The following is a 17,768-nucleotide window of genomic DNA, read 5'->3' on the forward strand; positions in this document are numbered from 1 at the left end:
ATATAGAAAAAAACATTTAATCTATTGGTAACCAAACTTTAATCCTATGCAAAATATGACATGATATAATGGAATTGTCTGTAAAAGTGATTGTATTTTTACCAGGAGATTTTGCTTACTTTTATTCAGCAGTTCAAAGGTTGCAGATGAACAAATATCATTTGTTTTAAAATCAGTAACCACGAGGAAGGTCTTCTCTATGTCATTAAGAGGTATCAAAACGGAAAAGCTAGATGAGATATTAGATAAAATGATTTCTACAGTCAATCAAAGTAAAGATGAAATCTTTGAAATCGGCGAACGATGCCGGCAAGATTTAGAATCGGGATTGATGGAACTAAAAGCGATCAAAGATGAAGTAAAGCAAGCTCTTCAACAAGAAGAAGAACTTGATTATCAAACTAAACAAGCGAGAAGAAGGCTTTCGGAAGTAAGCAAATTTTTTCATACATATTCTGAAAAAGATATCCGAAAAGCTTATCAGTATGCCCATGATTTACAGACGAAATTAATCCTGACGAAACAAAAGGCAAAACAGCTGATGGAGCGTCGCGATGATTTGGAACGGCGTCTTAAAAATTTGAAAAATACGATTGAGAGAGCGGACAATCTTGTGGCTCAAATATCAGTTGTTTTGAAATATATGACCAGCGACATGAAGCAAATTGGCCAAGCGCTTGAAGATGCGAAGTTGAAGCAGGAGTTTGGCCTTAGGATATTAGAGGCTCAAGAGGAAGAAAAAAAGCGGCTTTCACGCGAAATCCATGATGGTCCGGCCCAGATGATGGCCAATGTCTTGATGCGCTCGGATTTGATCGAGAAAGTGTACAAAGAAAGAGGAGTGGAAGAAGCTCTTGTAGAAATCCGCAACTTAAAGAACATGGTTCGCAGTGCGCTATATGAAGTCCGACGCATTATATACGATTTGCGGCCAATGGCGCTTGATGATCTGGGCCTGGTCCCGGCTCTGAATAAATTTTTAAGCACTCTTGAGGAGTATAATCGATCCATTCAAAGAAATACGACTATTCGCTTTCGAAACATTGGGCTGGAAGTACGGCTCCCTTCAAAGTTGGAAATTGCTCTTTTTCGCCTGATTCAAGAATCCGTTCAAAATGCGTTAAAGCATTCAAATGCCAGCGAAATTGTTGTGAAACTGGAAATTGGGAAAGAGAAGGTATTGGCGGTCATTAAAGACAATGGCCAAGGGTTTGACATTCATAAACGCAAATCAAATTCGTTTGGGATTCTTGGCATGAAAGAGAGAATAGAACTTTTGGAAGGTGAGTTGAACATTGATTCGAAACCAGGAAAGGGGACCGTTGTAAGGTTAAGCGTCCCGATTCATGTTCATGGAAAGGATTAAGCTATACTTTAAGTAAAACATTTGAGAAGAATTTATAAAAATAAATGATGAAAAGGTAATATGAACAAGGAAATAATTGGTCCAAATAGAAATTATATTAAGAAGCAGAAAGTGCTGACATAATAAGGGAGGAGAAACAATGGCAACGAAGATTGTCATAATCGATGACCATCAATTATTCCGTGAAGGAGTAAAACGAATATTAGAGTTTGAAAAATCTTTTAAGATCGTTGCTGAAGGAGACGACGGATCAGATGTGCTTGAGCTTGTCGAAAGACACAGACCCGATGTGGTCTTAATGGATATTAATATGCCTGGCGTAAACGGTGTAGAGGCAACGAAACAATTGGTGGATGCCTATCCGAAAACGAAAGTGATCATTTTATCCATTCATGATGATGAAAATTATGTGGCGCACGCTTTAACATCAGGAGCGCGCGGCTATCTTTTGAAAGAAATGGATGCGGATGCTCTGATTGAAGCCGTCAAAGTCGTGGCAGAGGGTGGATCGTATTTGCATCCAAAAGTTACTCATAATTTGATCGCCGACTATCGTCGACTCACTTCCAGCGATCGAAAAAAAGGCTTTCAGCAAGGCGAAGTGCGGCGCCCCTATCATTTATTAACGAAACGCGAATGTGAAGTTCTCCAGCTGCTGGCGGACGGAAAAAGCAACAGGGCAATAGGCGAAGCGCTGTATATCAGCGAAAAAACAGTAAAAAACCATGTAAGTAATATTTTGCAAAAAATGAATGTGAACGACCGCACACAAGCAGTCGTAACCGCCATTAAAAGAGGTTGGGTAGAAGTACGCTAGGGGGGTCTGACCCCTTTAGCATTTTAAAGCGGTACATAATGATTCATCCATGCTTGTTTCGGCGGGCGAAATCGACGAAACGAAATTTGTCTAATCGGTGACGCGATTCGGTATATTGGAAGAGAGTCGCATCTTCCAAATAGACATAGTTTTTCACCACCACAATGTGATTGTAATCTTTTATATCCAAAAAGCGGATATCTTCCTCAGTGCACGGCTCTACCACAATTTCTTTTTTGGCAAAACTGATGGCCAACCCCAATTCATTTTCTAAATATTCGTATATGGAGTGTTCACAAATTTCTTTCGTAAGCAGCGGGACATATTGTTTGATGAAAAAGTCGCGATCCAATATCACCCGTTCGCCTTTAATTTCACGAGCTCGAATGACTTTCCATACTTCTGTTTTGTCGGAAACATTCAATTGTCTTGAAAGCCATGGATCCGGATGAATAAGTCCGAGATCGTACACAATCGTTCGGGAGTTCCCCCAAAGAGAATCTTGAAGTTCTTTGAAGCTCACTAGGCCGGAAATCGGGAAGCTCATTTTTGGTGTATCCAACACAATGGATCCTTTGCCGCGGATTTTTTGGATTAATCCGTTCTGTGCCAACAAATTGAGGGCTTTTCGAATGGTTTCTCTCGAAGTGTCGTACAATTCGCAAAGTTCGTTTTCCGATGGCAACGTTTCCATTGGTTTATAAACCCCGTTTTGAATTTTATCTTCCAATTCTTGATAAATTTGCCTATATTTATTATTTCTCATAGTATCACCTGATGATCATTGTACCATATCAGGACCAGTGTGATCATCCTCTGAAAAGGATGGAACAACCAAAAAACGCCCACGGATCAAAGCGGAACTTTTAAAAAGAAAAATAAAACGGAGTTCAAAAAAGCTTTTCATCATTTAGCGAATGAAGAAAAGGAAAAAGCGATTCGTTTGGCTATTCTATTCTGCCAATCTTCCAAAAAGGTGCAAAAAAATCTTTGCGGCTACGATATTTCATCGAAATACAAGCATGCAATCGAGTAAGAATTGACAGCCCTTTCTTTTTTGTCATAAAAGATCTAGGCTCTCTGTTCCTTTTGGATCCAAGAGGTTTTCTATTTTACAAGAAGAAGAATCAGCGGCTGTCTTGCATCAGTTTGAGCATGGTGTTGTGAATGAAATGCTGCCGGAAAGCTCCGGCAGCAAATGGAAGAAACACGATGTTTTAGCGGATATAGTATACGACAGACTCGTACGGACGCAGGACGAGCCGGCGGAAATGCTCCGGTGTGTCTTTGTAGTTAGAAATCAGTACTTTACCGGAGTCTTCCTCCAGAAATTCCGGTTTTTCAAATGTCGTTTCCTCTGCAAAAAAGTTGTTCACCACAAGCAGCTTCTCTCCACTTTTTCCTGTCCGCAGATAAGCGAAAATTTGAGGGTGATCTTTTAAGATCAGCCGGTAATCCCCTTCTGTCACAATATCATATTCTTTTCGAAGCTTAATTAATTTTTGATAGTGATAGAAAATAGAATCGGGGTCTTTAAGCGCCTTTTCTACATTAATTTCTTTATAGTTTTTAGCCAGTCCGATCCAAGGAGTTCCGGTTGTAAACCCGGCGTTTTCCTTATCGTTCCATTGAACAGGCGTCCGGGAGTTATCACGTGACTTTTGCATGAGAATGTCCATTACTTCGGCTTCGCTTTTTCCTTGTTCAAGCAAAATTTTGTGCATATTCAGCGATTCCACATCCCGATATTCTTCAATAGAGGAGAAATAAGGATTGGTCATCCCGATTTCTTCTCCTTGATAAATATAAGGAGTTCCTTGCATCATATGGATCGTGGTAGCAAGCATTTTGGCCGATTCCACCCGATAGCGTCCGTCGTCTCCATAGCGGGAGACAATTCTGGGCTGGTCGTGATTGCACCAAAAGAGAGCATTCCATCCTCCGCCTTCCTGCATTTTCGTTTGCCAGGTAGACAGAATCGATTTTAATTGTGGAAAATCAAGCTCTGCTTTTGTCCACTTTTCGCCGTTTGGATAATCCACTTTCAAATGATGAAAATTGAACGTCATATTTAGTTCCCGGCGATCTGGACGTGTATAAAGAATGCAATTTTCTATCGTGGTGGAGGACATTTCACCCACTGTCATGATGTCGTATTGGGAAAACACTTCACGGTTCATTTCCTGTAAATATTCATGAATGCGAGGTCCGTCGGTATAAAATTTTCGACCGTCTCCTTCTGGATCGTCCGGAAAGCGCCGGTCTTTGGAAATCAAGTTAATGACATCGAGACGGAAGCCATCGACTCCTTTTTGGAGCCAAAAATGCATCATTTTGTACAGTTTTTTGCGCAATGTTTCGTTTTCCCAGTTTAAGTCCGCTTGTGTCACGTCAAATAGATGCAAATAATATTGACCTGTTTCATCGTCGTATTGCCAAGCGGATCCTCCGAATTTTGACTCCCAATTGGTAGGGGGCTCTCCAGTTTCTTTTCCGTCTTTCCAAATATAAAAATCACGGTACGGACTTTCTTTCGATTTTCGAGCTTCAATAAACCATGAATGTTTTGTAGAAGTATGGTTTACAACTATATCCATGATCACCTTAATGCCCCGTTTATGGGCTTCATTTAAAAGCTCGTCAAAGTCATCCATCGTTCCGTACGTTTCATCGATGGAATAATAATCGCTTATGTCATAGCCATTATCCCTTTGGGGGGATTGATAAATAGGCGTAATCCAAATACAGTCGATCCCCAGAGTTTTTAAATAGTCGAGTTTGGCCGTGATTCCTTTAATATCGCCAATTCCGTCACCGGAAGCGTCATAAAAGCTTTTTGGATAAATTTGATATACTACGGCTTTTTTCCACCATGGCTGTTTCATCTTCGTTGCACAGGAAACATTTTCGAAAATAGACGCGGGATACGGTCCGCATCTGTCAAAATTGCTTCCTGTGTTTCCTCCTTTCTTGGTGTAATGGAATTGATAATCAGCATGATTAAGAATGCTCTTAAGCTAGTAACCATTTTGCTTGATCAAGTGAAAAAATCCATGCAGCAAAATATTAGCTAAAACAGGCATCTATACCATTGAGTTCATTGCAGTAAGATCCATATCTCCCAAAAATCAAGTGAAGAAAGAGGGGGAGCGCGGCGGTCGAAATTGAATGCCTGTTGAAGCAGAGCGGCCCCTTATGATGTTCGCTTATGCTGTCGCCATAAGGGAAGTTGCTGAAGACATATTTCCATTTGATTAACTAGTCCATTTTCAGTGCTGAAAACAGAGAGGGGTCAAGGCTAAAAGCGTCTGACCCCTAATGTTTCCATTAAATTTCTTCTTTGGAAAATTTACTGAAAATGACGGTGAGAATAAATGGAACTACAAGCACGATTCCGATTCCAAGGAAAAATGTCCCCCAATATTCATGTTTAATGGAAAGGAACCCCGGTAAACCGCCAACTCCGACGGAAAAAGCATTCACTTTGCCGATGGAGAGAATCATACCCGCAATAGCTGATCCAATCAGGGCGCTAATAAATGGGTAGCGATACCGCAAGTTCACACCAAACATCGCTGGTTCAGTAATACCTAAATAAGCGGATAGCGCTGCGGTTCCGGAAAGACCGCGCAGTTTTTGGCTTTTCTTAGCCAGAAACATCATCGCCAACGCCGCTGATCCTTGAGAAATATTGGAAAGGGCGAGGATTGGCCAGAGGAAAGTTCCTCCGGTTGTTCCGATCAACTGCAAGTCAACGGCTAAGAAGGTGTGATGCATTCCCGTTATGACTAGCACTGCGTATAATCCTCCGTAAATCAGTCCGCCTAGCCATGCAAAGTGGTCAAAGATCCATACAATCCCTGACGTAATTTCATTACCAAGCCAGAAGGTGGTTGGACCGATGATGATAAATGAGGCGAACCCGGTAATCAGCAAAGCGACCGGTGCCACAACCAGCAACTTTATGGAATCATGAACACGCTTGTTTAAAAATACTTCGATTTTTGCCAGCAAATAGGAAGCAAACAAAATCGGCAATACTTGTCCTTGATAACCGACTTGCTGAACTTTCAATCCGAATAAATCCCAATACTTGATGGCTCCTTTAGCTTTCGCTTCAGCATAGCCCCAGGCATTAAGCAAATCCGGGTGAACAAGCATTAAACCTAGTACGATCCCGAGCAAAGGGCTGCCTCCAAACCGCTTTACGGCTGACCAACCGATTAATGCAGGCAAGAATGTAAATGCCGTATTGGCAATCAGGTTAATCATGCTGGCGATATCGGCCCAATTTTGGTGAACCTCTATAAAGGATTTCCCTTTGTAAAAAATATCTTGTCCTGTTAAAATATTGTTAATCCCCATCAAGAGACCGGCCGTAACGATCGCTGGAAGGATCGGTATAAAAATATCCGCCAATACTTTAATCGCACGTTGAAGCGGATTCATTTTTTGGGCTGCCGCATTTTTTACCTCTTCTTTAGTGGCAGTTCCGATGCCGGTTTCTTGAACGAATACATCGAATACTTTATCTACAATTCCTTGACCAATTACCACTTGAAATTGGCCGTTTGCCGAAAATGAACCTTTTACAAGATCAATATTTTCCAACTTTTTTTTGTCGACTTTCTCTTCATCATTTAAAACGAGACGAAGACGAGTAACGCAGTGAGTGCCAGTGTTGATATTTTCTTTGCCGCCGACCGCTTCGATGATTTGCCGGACCGAGTCGCGATATTCACTCATTTCTTTCCCCTCCGTAACCGTTTTCAATAGTGGCCAAAATTATAAATTGAAAGAAAGATAACTAAAAATCTAATGAAATGATCGCTTCACCGGGTGAAGAATTTTAATTTGTATATACAAGATTTACTTTTATTGTATTCATGTATATACAAGGTGTCAAGAAAAAATATAAAACGTTTTCATGAACGTTTATTGAAAAAAAGATGAAAACTTTTGGCTTTCTGGTAAAATAAAAACCATATTTTACAGTAGTAAAGGGAATGAGTAGGTCAACTGCGGTTCAACTGATAAAACGACAGTCGGAAACGATGGTTTCTACAAGTAATTTGTCTGATGACATCACAGGATGAAGTTCGTCCGTTCAGCATACAAACTAATAGGAGGTGTTCAAATGAAAACTGCGATTATAACAGATAGTACATCGTATATTCCGGAAACGCTGCGAAAAGAATGGAACATTTATATGATTCCTTTAAATGTGGTGATCGGCGGAGAGTCTTTTAAAGAAGAAATGGACATCACGGCGGAACAGTTTTATGAAGAAGTCCAGAATGAACAGAAGCTTCCCACAACTTCTCAGCCCTCCATCGGTCAGTTTGTAGAGTTGTTTGAAGATTTATCAAAAGAGTATGATGCGGCTATTTGCATCCTTCTTTCCAGCGGGATAAGCGGTACTTATCAAACTTCAGTTGCTGCGGGTAAAATGGTCGACGGACTCGAAGTTTTTTCTTATGATTCCGAAATCAGCTGTGCTGCTCAAGGATTTTATGTAATGGCTGCCAGCCGATTGGCAAGGGAAGGAATGGAGCCCCAAAACATACTGAAGAAGCTCGATGAATTGAAAGCTACTCTCCGCGCTTATTTTATGGTGGACGACCTTGACCATTTAAAACGAGGCGGGAGATTGTCGGGTGCTCAAGCGTTTGTGGGAAATTTGCTACAAGTAAAACCTCTTCTCCACTTTGAAAACAAAGTGATTGTTCCTTTTGAAAAAATCCGTACGAAAAAAAGAGCTTTAAAACGGATCGAACAATTATTTTCCGAAGACTATCAGAAAGGAATTCCGCTTCAAGCTGCTATAATCCATGCCAATCGCCCTCAGGAAGCTTCTGACTGGATGGAAGAATTAAAGAATCAATATCCTGAAACAGAATTCCAGATCAGTTATTTCGGTCCTGTCATCGGCACGCATCTTGGCGAAGGGGCTTTAGGAATGACTTGGGCGAAAAAACTATTCTAGCAAAGCACCATTTTCTATTCGGCCAAAATTGACGGGGGCTGCTGTCTATCTTAGCCCCTTAAGCCGTAAAACGATCTCTTTATACATTTGAATAGAGGTGAAATATGAACCGCTTTTCCTCTTCTGTCCAATCTTTTACATCCGGCCGCCATTTGCTGCTTTCAGAACTTCCCTTTCCTCAAGATTTGATTCAACACCATTTAAACAACGGATATTTGCAATTGGAAGACGGTATTCGCAAAGAAGGCCGATATTATGTTTGCGCCCGCTGCGGAAATCGAGATCCCCAAATGTTTGCCTCATTTCCTTGCGCCCGTTGCCGGAAGTTTTGCCTTTATTGCCGCTGTTGTATAATGATGGGCCGTGTATCAGAATGCACTCCTTTAGTTTCATGGAAAGGACCGCCACCTCGTTCCGTTACCAGTCACGATTTGCTTCAGTGGGACGGCCGATTATCCAAGGGACAATTAACGGCAGCTAGGGCTGTTCAAAACGCGGTAGAAGAGAAGGGAGACTTATTAGTCTGGGCTGTTTGCGGAGCAGGGAAAACGGAAATTCTTTTTGACGGTATAAATGCCGCGCTTCAGAAAGGAGACCGTGTCTGCATCGCTGCTCCGCGGACAGATGTTGTTCTTGAACTGTCGCCAAGACTGAAAAAAGTTTTTCCCACGGTCCCTGTTACAGCGTTGTACGGAGGAAGCCCGCAGCGAAATGAATACGGCTCTCTTGTCATATCCACAACTCATCAATTGTATCGATACAAAGAAGCGTTTGACGTTGTAATCGTAGATGAAGTCGATGCCTTCCCTTATTCCTATGATCCCACGTTGCAATATGCGGTGGAAAAATCGCGTAAGCCTTCCTCGGCCATGATCTATTTAACGGCCACTCCAAATGAAATATGGCAGCGGCAATGCCGGCAAGGAAAAAGAAAATTTGTCTCCATACCCGCCCGTTATCATCGACATCCTCTCCCCGTTCCGAAAATACGCTGGATAGGAAATTGGAAAAAATCCTTTAAAAAAGGTTGTATTCCGAAAGAACTGAAAGATTGGACACAAAAACGTTTGACAAAAAACAAGCAAGCCCTTCTTTTCTTCCCCAGCGTTCGTATGATGAACGATGCTCTCCCCTTATTTAAAAGGCTTCATTCTCGAATTGAAGCTGTCCACGCTGAAGACCCCGCCCGCATCGAAAAGGTGGAAGGCATGCGCCGCAAAGAGATCCCTGTTATGTTGACGACCACTATTTTAGAACGAGGGGTTACGTTTCCGAATCTTGATGTAGCTGTAATAGGAGCAGAAGAGATGATTTTTAATGAAAGCAGAAGAGATGATTTTTAATGAAAGCGCACTTGTGCAAATTTCCGGCCGGGTGGGTCGGAGCGCCGATTATCCCGATGGGGAAATCATGTTTTTTCATTACGGGCTTACGAGAGAGATCATCAAAGCTATCCGACATATTGAACGGATGAACCTGGAAGCGAAGAAAAGGGGGTTGATTGATTGAACTGTCTATATTGCGGGAAAGAACAATCTTCTCGATATTCTTGGCTGACGGTGTTCCGATTAAAAGAAGAACCTGCGCTTTGCTTAGATTGCCAAGAACGATTTCAGCGAATCAGTGGGGATTGCTGCTCTATTTGCGGGCGGCCGCTTTCAGAATGGCCTGCTGAATGGCCCCGCTCGCATTGCTGCTTGGATTGCGTTCGCTGGGAGGAAGATGAGAACTGGCGGAGCGTTTTAACAAAAAATGTATCGCTGTTTTATTATAATAAAGGTATGAAAGAGTGGCTGGCTCGTTTTAAATATCGGGGGGATTATCATTTAGCGCGCTGTTTTGCTTCAGAAATACGGAATGAGATCCGGCGGATGGCTCCCGACAAGATCGTTCCCATTCCTTTGAGTGAGGAACGTCTGCAGGAGCGGGGGTTTAACCAAGCAAAAGCACTTGTTGAAGAAGCAGGATTTCATGCGGAAGAGCTATTAGGCCGCTTCCATACGGAAAAACAATCGAAAAAGTCACGGATTGAAAGAATTCATTTGCCGGAAGTATTTTATATGATACACCCGGCATCACTTGCCAACGAGACGGTTTTACTCGTGGACGATATTTATACGACCGGCTCTACTTTACGCCATGCGGCCAAAGTGCTGAAAAAACATGGTGCACAAACTGTGCTCGCCTTGACATTGGCAAGAGGATAGGTCCGAATGGACGATAGAAAAATCATTTTGACGGCAAAAAATCTTCATGAGCGGAAATGAAAGACGATATTAAGAAAAAGGAGATTTAACGGGAGGAAAGAAATAATGGGAGAGATTTCAAACTGCCCCCGCTGCGGGTCGCTGTTTATGAAAACAAGTTTTCGCGACGTTTGTGAAAATTGCTATAAAGAAGAGGAAAATCTTTATGACAAAGTATATAAATTTCTGAGAAAAAGAGAAAATCGGGCTGCCACCATCACGAGGGTAGTGGAAGCGACGGGAGTGGACGAAGAATTGATTTATAAATGGGTGAGGAAGGGAAGGCTGCAGCCGGCTGTTTTTCCGAACATGGGATATCCGTGCGACAATTGCGGGAAAATTATTACAAAAGGAAAATTATGTTCCGATTGTGCCGATCAATTGCGCCACGATTTAGAGACGTTTGAAAAAGAACAGGAAAGAAAAAAGGAAAGAAATATTACGTACTACTCTTTGAAGGACGATACGAAATAACGGGTATGGAAAACATTCAAGGGTCTGTTTAGAGGGCGGAAAAGAAAAGGATCCTTTGGATAAAAAGATAATGGAAAAAAGGAAAAAGGAACTATGAACGGTTGCTAAACTTTTTCATAATCAAACCGATATAATGAACATAGGAACAACGGAAAAGAAAAGAGGGATATGGGATGAAGATCCAACCTATCGGCTTATCCGGCGTGAATCTTTATAAAAAGGCTATGAGCAAGTTTGATGAGTCCAAGCAACCGGAACATACCCAGAAGGATAAAGTCGAAATTTCCGCTGCAGCTAAAGAAATGCAGGAAGCCTCCCAGCTGACAGCAGATCGGCAAAAAAAAGTAAATGAGCTTAAGCAAAAGATTGAAAGCGGCGAGTATAAGCCTCATCCGGAAGAGATTGCCAAAGGTATACTTCGTTTTTACCGCAGATAGAAAGATGGGATGAAAATGTCTGCTGCTCAAGTTATCACGATAATGGAAAAATTGTGTGCCCTTCATGAGATCCTGTATGAATTGGAGCAGGAAAAAGAAAAGATTGTAAAAGAGAACGATGTAGACGGGCTAAACAATCTGCTTGCCAAGGAACAGAAATATATTGCCGCCATACAGACAATGGAAAAAGAACGGAAAAAAGAGGTGGCAAACTGGCTGGGACGGGAGAATGCAACCATTTCTGACTGCATAGAGAAAGCCGTGGATGAAGAGAAAGAAAAGCTGGTATATCTTCGAGAAAAGCTTATGGACATCGTGGAATTGTTAAAACAACAAAATAAATTGAACCAGCAATTAATCTATCAATCGCTTCAATTTATCACATTCAGTTTAAACTTGCTTCATCCTCAGCCAAAGGATGCAACGTATTCCCATCCTAATCAAAAAATAAAAGATAGGCAAGGGCGCTCTCTTTTCGATTCAAAAGCTTAATGGAAGCAAGGATGAAAGAAACGGAGGAATATTTTATGACTTCCACTTTTCATGGTTTAGAAGTCGCCAAGCGGGGGATGATGGCTCAACAGACAGCTTTATATACAACGAGCCAAAATATCGCCAATGCCAATACCCCGGGCTATTCCCGCCAGCGCGTCAATTTTGTTCAAACAGAGCCTTACCCGGCTGCTTCAATGAACAGACCTCAAATTCCGGGGCAAATGGGGACAGGAGTAGAGGCTGGTTCGATTGAACGCGTTCGCGAACAGTTTTTAGATGTACAATACCGCAACGAAAATAACAAACTGGGGTATTGGGATTCACGATCGACAGCTTTGAGCCGGTTGGAAGACGTGTTTGCCGAGCCAAGCGATACGGATGGTTTGTCTGCTGTGATGAATGAGTTTTGGCAATCTTTGCAAGATTTGAGCGTCAATCCGGAAAACGAAGGAGCACGTTCTGTCGTCCTTCAACGGGCACAAGGAGTTGTCGATACGTTTCATTATTTATCCAACTCCATAAGCGACATTCAAGGAGACTTAGGCAACCAAATCAGCGTCGGCATTAAAGATGTCAATTCGATCTTGAAGCAAATTGCCGAACTGAACCAACAGATCGGAGAAGTAGAACCAAACGGCTATTTGCCGAACGACTTGTACGATGAGCGTGACCGTCTAGTCGATCAACTGTCAAGCTATTTGAATGTGAAAGTGGAAAAAATGCCGTCCGGAGGCAATGCTCTGGATATTGCCGAAGGACAGTATAAAATTACGCTTTTGGATGCGAACGGAAACCCAATTGCAACGCTTGTTGATGGCAGTCAATTCAATCAGCTGGGATTTTCAACCGAAGACGGGAAATATACGAGCGTAGTGTCGGGCCCGATTAAAAATATTGAGGTTTATACAACACCAAATGACCCGTCTCAAACAGAAAGCGATCCTGTTGTCGGGAATGAAGTGGCCTCCATTGATTTCTACACAAGCGGAAATGTTAATTTTTCACAAGGCAAGCTGCGGGGATTAATGGAATCATATGGCTATCAAACATCAACTGATGCGGATGGAAATCCTATAGTAGCCGGCATTTATCCGGAAATGCAGGATAAATTAGATCAGCTCGCCTATACATTTGGAACGTTATTCAATACAGTACAGAAACTTGGTTTTGATTTGGAAGGAAATCCAGCTAGCAAAGACTTTTTTACCAATTTAAGTACCATTGAAAATGCGGCAAGCAATATTCAATTAAATAGTGATCTTCAAACAAAAGATATTGCCGCTTCTTCTAACGGGTTGCCAGGAGACGGAAAAAATGCGATTAATTTAGGGAATATTTTTTCGATGGATCTCTCTAAAGATATTACGCTTGAAGGGGTTAAAAATAGCGACGGCACTCCGGTAATTTTATCGGTTGGGAAAGACCCAGGAGACATTGATGTTCCTATAACGACAAGTACAATTAACTCTTTTTACGAAGGAATCATTGGCGGTCTTGGCGTCGCCTCTCAACAGGCGCAGCGGCTATCCAATAACAGCAATTCGCTGGTTCAGTCAGCCGATGAAAGAAGACAGTCTGTCAGCTCCGTGTCATTGGATGAAGAAATGACGAATCTCATAAAATTTCAGCATGCCTATAATGCTGCTGCCCGCAATATTACGGTTATGGATGAAATGCTTGATAAAGTCATCAACGGAATGGGCGTTGTAGGACGGTAGGGAAGGTGAAAAAATATGCGTGTAACTCAGTCTATGCTTTCCAATAATATGCTTCGCAATCTAAGCTCCAGCTATGAGCGGCTGTCGAAATATCAGGATCAAATTTCCACAGGTAAAAAGGTCAATCGTCCGTCCGATGACCCGGTGGTGGTCATGAAAGGGATTTCTTATCGCGCGGACCTTTCAGAAGTGCAGCAATATAAACGGAATTTTTCCGAAGCGTACAATTGGATAGAAAACTCGGATGCGGCTTTAGACAATGCGGGACAAGCCTTGCAAAGAATCCGCGAACTTGTAGTTGAAGCCAGCAATGATACGTATGATGCTTCTCAAAGACAGGCCATTTCAGCGGAAATTAAACAACTTCGCGACCATTTGGCGGAGGTTGCAAATACGAAATTTGGAGATAAATATTTGTTTAACGGGGCGAATACGACCAAAAAGCCGGTAGATCTGCAGAATGGAAATTATCCGAGTGAGTCCCAGCCGACCGAGCCGGTTGAAATCGAACTTTCGAAAGGGATTTATTTGCCGGTAAACGTACCGGGAGAAAAAGTATTTGGGGAACAGTTGTTTTCGGATTTAAAGGCGCTTACTGATGATTTGGATCAAGGAAAGAACCCTGCTAGTTATTTGGATCAAATCGACCAACATATTGATGCGATCAATAATGCCCGCGCGGACCTCGGGGCTCGGCAAAACCGACTCGAAATGATGGAATCGCGTGTAGATAACCAAGAGGTCATTGCCACAAAAGTTCTTTCAGACAATGAGGATGTGGACTACGAGAAAGCCATTACGGATTTAACGGCTCAGGAAAGCGTTCACCGCGCGGCATTAGCTGTAGGTGCTAGAGTTCTTCAGCCAACTTTAATGGACTTTTTGACGTAAACGGCTGGGTGTTGGGTCTGACTCCTATTCGAGTTAGACCTTTTTTGTAAAAAATTTGATTGACTATCATCCATATGCCTGGATATAGATTTGCAAAACGTTAAATTGCTAATCCGGTTCTTCTTTTTACAAGAGGCAGGAAGAACGGCGAGAGGATCACCCCTTTGAAAAAGCCTAACGGGTTCATCACGAGGTGAAATGAAGTGGAATTTCCGCAAATTCGAATTCAGTCGCAAAAAGCACAAATTTCCATTGCCACGACTCCTCCTAAACAAACGATTGAACAGCCTCCTGCCCAGCTGGATCTGAAGCAGGCGAAAGCTGAACTTCACATTGAACGGATAAGAGGCGGTTTAACCATTGATCAAACGAAAGCATGGGAATCGATGGATTTGAAGCCCATTTCCAAACGAATAGAAGAAGCTGCCGAAATCGGGTACCAGGACTGGCTTGAAGGGATTGCAAGACGTGCGGAAGATGGACGTGAACTGATGGAAATTGAACATAAAGGCAATCCGCTGGCCGAACAAGCGAAGCGCAACAGTGAGCCCCCTGAGCACCAATTTAACATCGGTTTTATTCCGCCTTATTTCAGTGTAAAACTTCATTATGAACCCGATCGATTAAAAATCGATTGGGATTTGCATAAGGCAGAAAATCATACAAAAGCGCAAAAACCGATCATAGATTATCGACCTGGAAATGTTTCCATCCAGATGGCCCAGTATCCGGCACTGAAAATTGATTTTGTCCATTTAAAATACAAAGGAATCCACTACGAACAAGAAATCTAGTATAAAGGAAGAGGGCAATGATTATTGAAACGAAGTATCATGGCAAAATGGAAGTGCAAAAAGCCGATATTTGGCGATTTGACAAAGGAATTCCAGGATTTTTGGAGGAAAAGGAATTCGTCTTGCTGCCGCTTCCAGACAATGAAGTATATTGGATTCTTCAATCGGTTCAAACGCCTGAGCTAGCGTTTGTAGTTTCCGATCCATTTGTCTTTTTTAGCGATTATCAATTTGTACTTGATGATTTGACGTTGGATCAATTGGATCTCAAAAAGAAAGAAGAAGTCCTGGTGCTGGTCATTTTAACGGTGAAAGAGCCGTTTCAAAACACGACGGCTAATCTTCAAGCTCCTCTTATTTTGAATAAGACGAACCGAAAGGGAAAACAAGTCATTTTAAATGACGGAAAATACAATGTGCGAACCCCCCTATTTGCGCTCCAGAGAGGTTGAATCAAGATGCTGGTACTGACAAGAAAAAAGGGCGAGACGATCCAAATTGGTGATGATATAGAAATCACGGTCTTGGCCGTCAAAGGAGATCAAGTGAAAATCGGAATCCAAGCGCCGAAACATGTCGATATCCACAGAAAAGAAGTCTATTTGGAAATTCAAGCGGAAAACGCCAAAGCTTCGCGAGGAATTGCCGATCTATTTTCCATCATTACCCCGCCGAAAAACGAATAAATCAAAATAGTGTATTTTTCTTTGATGCTTTTCTGGTTTTTCCAGAGCGGCAAAAGCAGATTTGTGATGGCAGCACCTTTGCAAAAACGGAAATACATTTATTGGCTATAAACCCGAGTGTTTTGACGCAGAAACGAATTTGTTTTTCTTCAAAAGACTCTTTAACTTAAAACAAAACCAACCGTTTCTCTGAGTAAACCGAAATGAATGGGAGCATCTTCACAGTATTCTGGGTAGATATATGTAATGATTCACATTTAAAAGTAGACGGTTCATGGGCAAATTTGGATTGCCGTTATCACTTGTTTTGAAGCAAAAGATAGTCTCTCGATCCGTTTTTAACCTTGTTTCTCTTAATAAAAGGAGTAAGATAGCGGATCAGGCTTTCGAGGATTACTCGATAACCTGATCGCGCAAATTGGATGCCATCCAATTATTAAACGACGGTTGAAACGTTTTGGTTGAAATCTTTCATTCTACTGCTACCATCCGCCTCCGCCATGTCCTCCGTATCCGCCATGTCCTCCGTATCCGCCATATCCACCATATCCGCCATGTCCGCCGTACCATCCGCCTCCGTAATGATGGTGCGGATGATAATGATGATAAGGGTAATGATGTCCATATCCATGATGATATCCGTAATGTCCATAGTGACCATGTCCAGGATAATATCCGCCGTGTCCGTATCCATGACCATAAGGATACCCTACTCCGGGATAGCTGCCATAGGGATCTACTCGTTTTTCCTCATAAGGATTTTCGGCCAAGTAACCATTCATTTCATTGTTGATAAAAGACATACCTTTTCCTCCTTAGAATTTTGTTATAATTTTGTAAGCTCAATCAATCATATGCAAATGCGGATAGAAATGCTGGGCGATTATCTTGCAAACAAAAGAAATAGGCGTTTTACCTACTTAAAAATAAAGGGAATTTTATTGGATAGATGGCATGTTGCATGGGGGGATTAACAGTGCTTGACCAAATTCGAGGAGGATTGTTTGGAGCGGCAGTCGGCGATGCGCTCGGAGCGACTACCGAATGTATGAATAAAGAAGAAATTCAAGAAAAGTACGGGAAAATCAAAACGATTATCGGAGGCGGCTGGCTGACACTAGATCCGGGGGAGGTAACGGATGATACGGACATGATGATTGCCGTTGCCAACGGAATCACCCAAAGTCCGGAAAACCCGATTCCGGCTATTGGAGAGGAGTTTTTAAAATGGTATCGTCGGAATCCACGGGGAGTTGGCCGAACGATAAGCCTTGTTCTTTCTCAGTATCAGGGGGATTGGTTTCAAACGGCGTTTCACGTTCATTGTGCGCAGCAAGGAAAAAGCAGCGGCAACGGATCTTTAATGAGATGCCTCCCGGTGGCGCTTGCTTATTCCGATCAAGAGATGATGGAGAAGATTACCTTTCTGCAGTCAAAGATGACCCATTACGCCGATGAAGCGGCAGAAGCTTGCTTGATCTATAACAGAATAGCGTTTCGTTTGTTAAAGGGAGAAAATCTTAAAACGTCCCTGAAAGAAGAAATAATGAATACATCCTATTCTTCTGTTTGCTTTCGTAAAGAGCCGGATTGTCCTCCTGATGGCTATGTTGTCCATACGTTGATATGGGTATTGCATTGGCTTTGGAATTGCCATACGTTTGAAGAAGTAGTGATCGAAGCGGCTAACAGGGGCGGGGACAGCGATACCATTGCTTCCATTGCCGGTGGACTGAAAGGGCTGGAAGCGGGGTTTCATCGTTTACCTCGCAGGTTTACAGAGATATTGCGGGTCAAGCAAGAATTAGAATTATTATCAGAAAAACTGTACGCTGTTAGACAGCGGATATAGGTCTTT

At 42.3% G+C, this 17,768-nt stretch carries 17 protein-coding genes and 1 pseudogene; 14 read left to right on the forward strand and 4 right to left on the reverse strand.

Features of this window, described 5'->3' with window-relative positions; all coding sequences use genetic code 11:
* Positions 1-199 precede the first annotated feature (199 nt).
* A complete protein-coding gene (locus BSM4216_RS02030; protein WP_048622550.1) occupies positions 200-1,366 on the forward strand; it encodes a sensor histidine kinase in 1,167 nt (388 codons plus the stop codon).
* A gap of 139 nt (positions 1,367-1,505) precedes the next feature.
* Entirely contained in the window at positions 1,506-2,183 is a 678-nt protein-coding gene (locus BSM4216_RS02035) for a response regulator (RefSeq protein ID WP_004439660.1), read from the forward strand.
* 43 nt (positions 2,184-2,226) lie between these two features.
* Here BSM4216_RS02035 and treR read toward each other — a convergent pair whose 3' ends face one another.
* The 3 genes from treR to treP all read right to left on the reverse strand — a co-directional run bounded on the left by treR (position 2,227) and on the right by treP (position 6,929).
* Entirely contained in the window at positions 2,227-2,949 is a 723-nt protein-coding gene (gene treR, locus BSM4216_RS02040) for a trehalose operon repressor (RefSeq protein ID WP_048622551.1), read from the reverse strand.
* A 451-nt stretch (positions 2,950-3,400) separates the two neighbouring features.
* Positions 3,401-5,068 (reverse strand): alpha,alpha-phosphotrehalase, encoded by a 1,668-nt coding sequence (treC, locus tag BSM4216_RS02045; protein ID WP_048622552.1) that lies wholly within the window; start codon positions 5,066-5,068, stop codon positions 3,401-3,403.
* 442 nt (positions 5,069-5,510) lie between these two features.
* Positions 5,511-6,929, reverse strand: a complete 1,419-nt coding sequence (treP, locus tag BSM4216_RS02050) for a PTS system trehalose-specific EIIBC component (RefSeq protein ID WP_048622553.1) — start codon at positions 6,927-6,929, stop codon at positions 5,511-5,513.
* A gap of 391 nt (positions 6,930-7,320) precedes the next feature.
* Here treP and BSM4216_RS02055 point away from each other — a divergent pair, with 391 nt between their 5' ends.
* The 11 genes and pseudogenes from BSM4216_RS02055 to csrA all read left to right on the forward strand — a co-directional run bounded on the left by BSM4216_RS02055 (position 7,321) and on the right by csrA (position 15,910).
* The gene (locus tag BSM4216_RS02055; protein ID WP_048622554.1) at positions 7,321-8,169 is read left to right on the forward strand and encodes a DegV family protein; all 849 of its coding nucleotides are present in this window, start codon (positions 7,321-7,323) and stop codon (positions 8,167-8,169) included.
* A gap of 104 nt (positions 8,170-8,273) precedes the next feature.
* Positions 8,274-9,678: pseudogene (locus BSM4216_RS02060) on the forward strand (ATP-dependent helicase ComFA).
* A complete protein-coding gene (locus tag BSM4216_RS02065; RefSeq protein ID WP_048622555.1) occupies positions 9,675-10,376 on the forward strand; it encodes a ComFC family protein in 702 nt (233 codons plus the stop codon). Before BSM4216_RS02060 ends, BSM4216_RS02065 begins: the two are co-directional and overlap by 4 nt.
* 105 nt (positions 10,377-10,481) lie before the next feature.
* The gene (locus BSM4216_RS02070) at positions 10,482-10,889 is read left to right on the forward strand and encodes a TIGR03826 family flagellar region protein (protein WP_048622556.1); all 408 of its coding nucleotides are present in this window, start codon (positions 10,482-10,484) and stop codon (positions 10,887-10,889) included.
* Positions 10,890-11,062: 173 nt separating this feature from the next.
* On the forward strand, positions 11,063-11,326 hold the full coding sequence (flgM, locus tag BSM4216_RS02075; protein WP_048622557.1) for a flagellar biosynthesis anti-sigma factor FlgM: 264 nt from the start codon (positions 11,063-11,065) through the stop codon (positions 11,324-11,326).
* A 15-nt stretch (positions 11,327-11,341) separates the two neighbouring features.
* Positions 11,342-11,818 carry a flagellar protein FlgN gene (locus tag BSM4216_RS02080; RefSeq protein ID WP_048622558.1) on the forward strand — a complete coding sequence of 159 codons (477 nt, stop codon included), beginning with the start codon at positions 11,342-11,344 and terminating at the stop codon, positions 11,816-11,818.
* 35 nt (positions 11,819-11,853) lie between these two features.
* Positions 11,854-13,539, forward strand: coding sequence for a flagellar hook-associated protein FlgK (gene flgK / locus BSM4216_RS02085; protein ID WP_048624358.1), 1,686 nt, complete (start codon positions 11,854-11,856; stop codon positions 13,537-13,539).
* Positions 13,540-13,554: 15 nt separating this feature from the next.
* Complete coding sequence (gene flgL / locus BSM4216_RS02090; RefSeq protein WP_048622559.1) at positions 13,555-14,430, forward strand: flagellar hook-associated protein FlgL; 876 nt, start codon at positions 13,555-13,557, stop codon at positions 14,428-14,430.
* A 203-nt stretch (positions 14,431-14,633) separates the two neighbouring features.
* Complete coding sequence (locus BSM4216_RS02095; RefSeq protein WP_048622560.1) at positions 14,634-15,224, forward strand: DUF6470 family protein; 591 nt, start codon at positions 14,634-14,636, stop codon at positions 15,222-15,224.
* A 17-nt stretch (positions 15,225-15,241) separates the two neighbouring features.
* Positions 15,242-15,676 carry a flagellar assembly protein FliW gene (gene fliW, locus BSM4216_RS02100; protein WP_048622561.1) on the forward strand — a complete coding sequence of 145 codons (435 nt, stop codon included), beginning with the start codon at positions 15,242-15,244 and terminating at the stop codon, positions 15,674-15,676.
* Between the two features lie 6 nt (positions 15,677-15,682).
* Positions 15,683-15,910, forward strand: coding sequence for a carbon storage regulator CsrA (gene csrA, locus BSM4216_RS02105; RefSeq protein WP_048622562.1), 228 nt, complete (start codon positions 15,683-15,685; stop codon positions 15,908-15,910).
* Positions 15,911-16,392: 482 nt separating this feature from the next.
* Here the strand turns inward: csrA and BSM4216_RS02110 are convergent, their stop codons facing one another.
* A complete protein-coding gene (locus tag BSM4216_RS02110; protein WP_176573000.1) occupies positions 16,393-16,713 on the reverse strand; it encodes a hypothetical protein in 321 nt (106 codons plus the stop codon).
* A gap of 173 nt (positions 16,714-16,886) precedes the next feature.
* On the opposite strand from BSM4216_RS02110, the gene BSM4216_RS02115 reads away from it, so the two are divergent.
* Positions 16,887-17,762: an ADP-ribosylglycohydrolase family protein gene (locus BSM4216_RS02115; RefSeq protein ID WP_082142226.1), complete on the forward strand. Its 876-nt coding sequence runs from the start codon at positions 16,887-16,889 to the stop codon at positions 17,760-17,762.
* Positions 17,763-17,768 lie beyond the last annotated feature (6 nt).

It is taken from the genome of Bacillus smithii (assembly GCF_001050115.1).
In the GTDB taxonomy this organism is placed as follows: Bacteria; Bacillota; Bacilli; order Bacillales; family DSM-4216; genus Bacillus_O; species Bacillus_O smithii.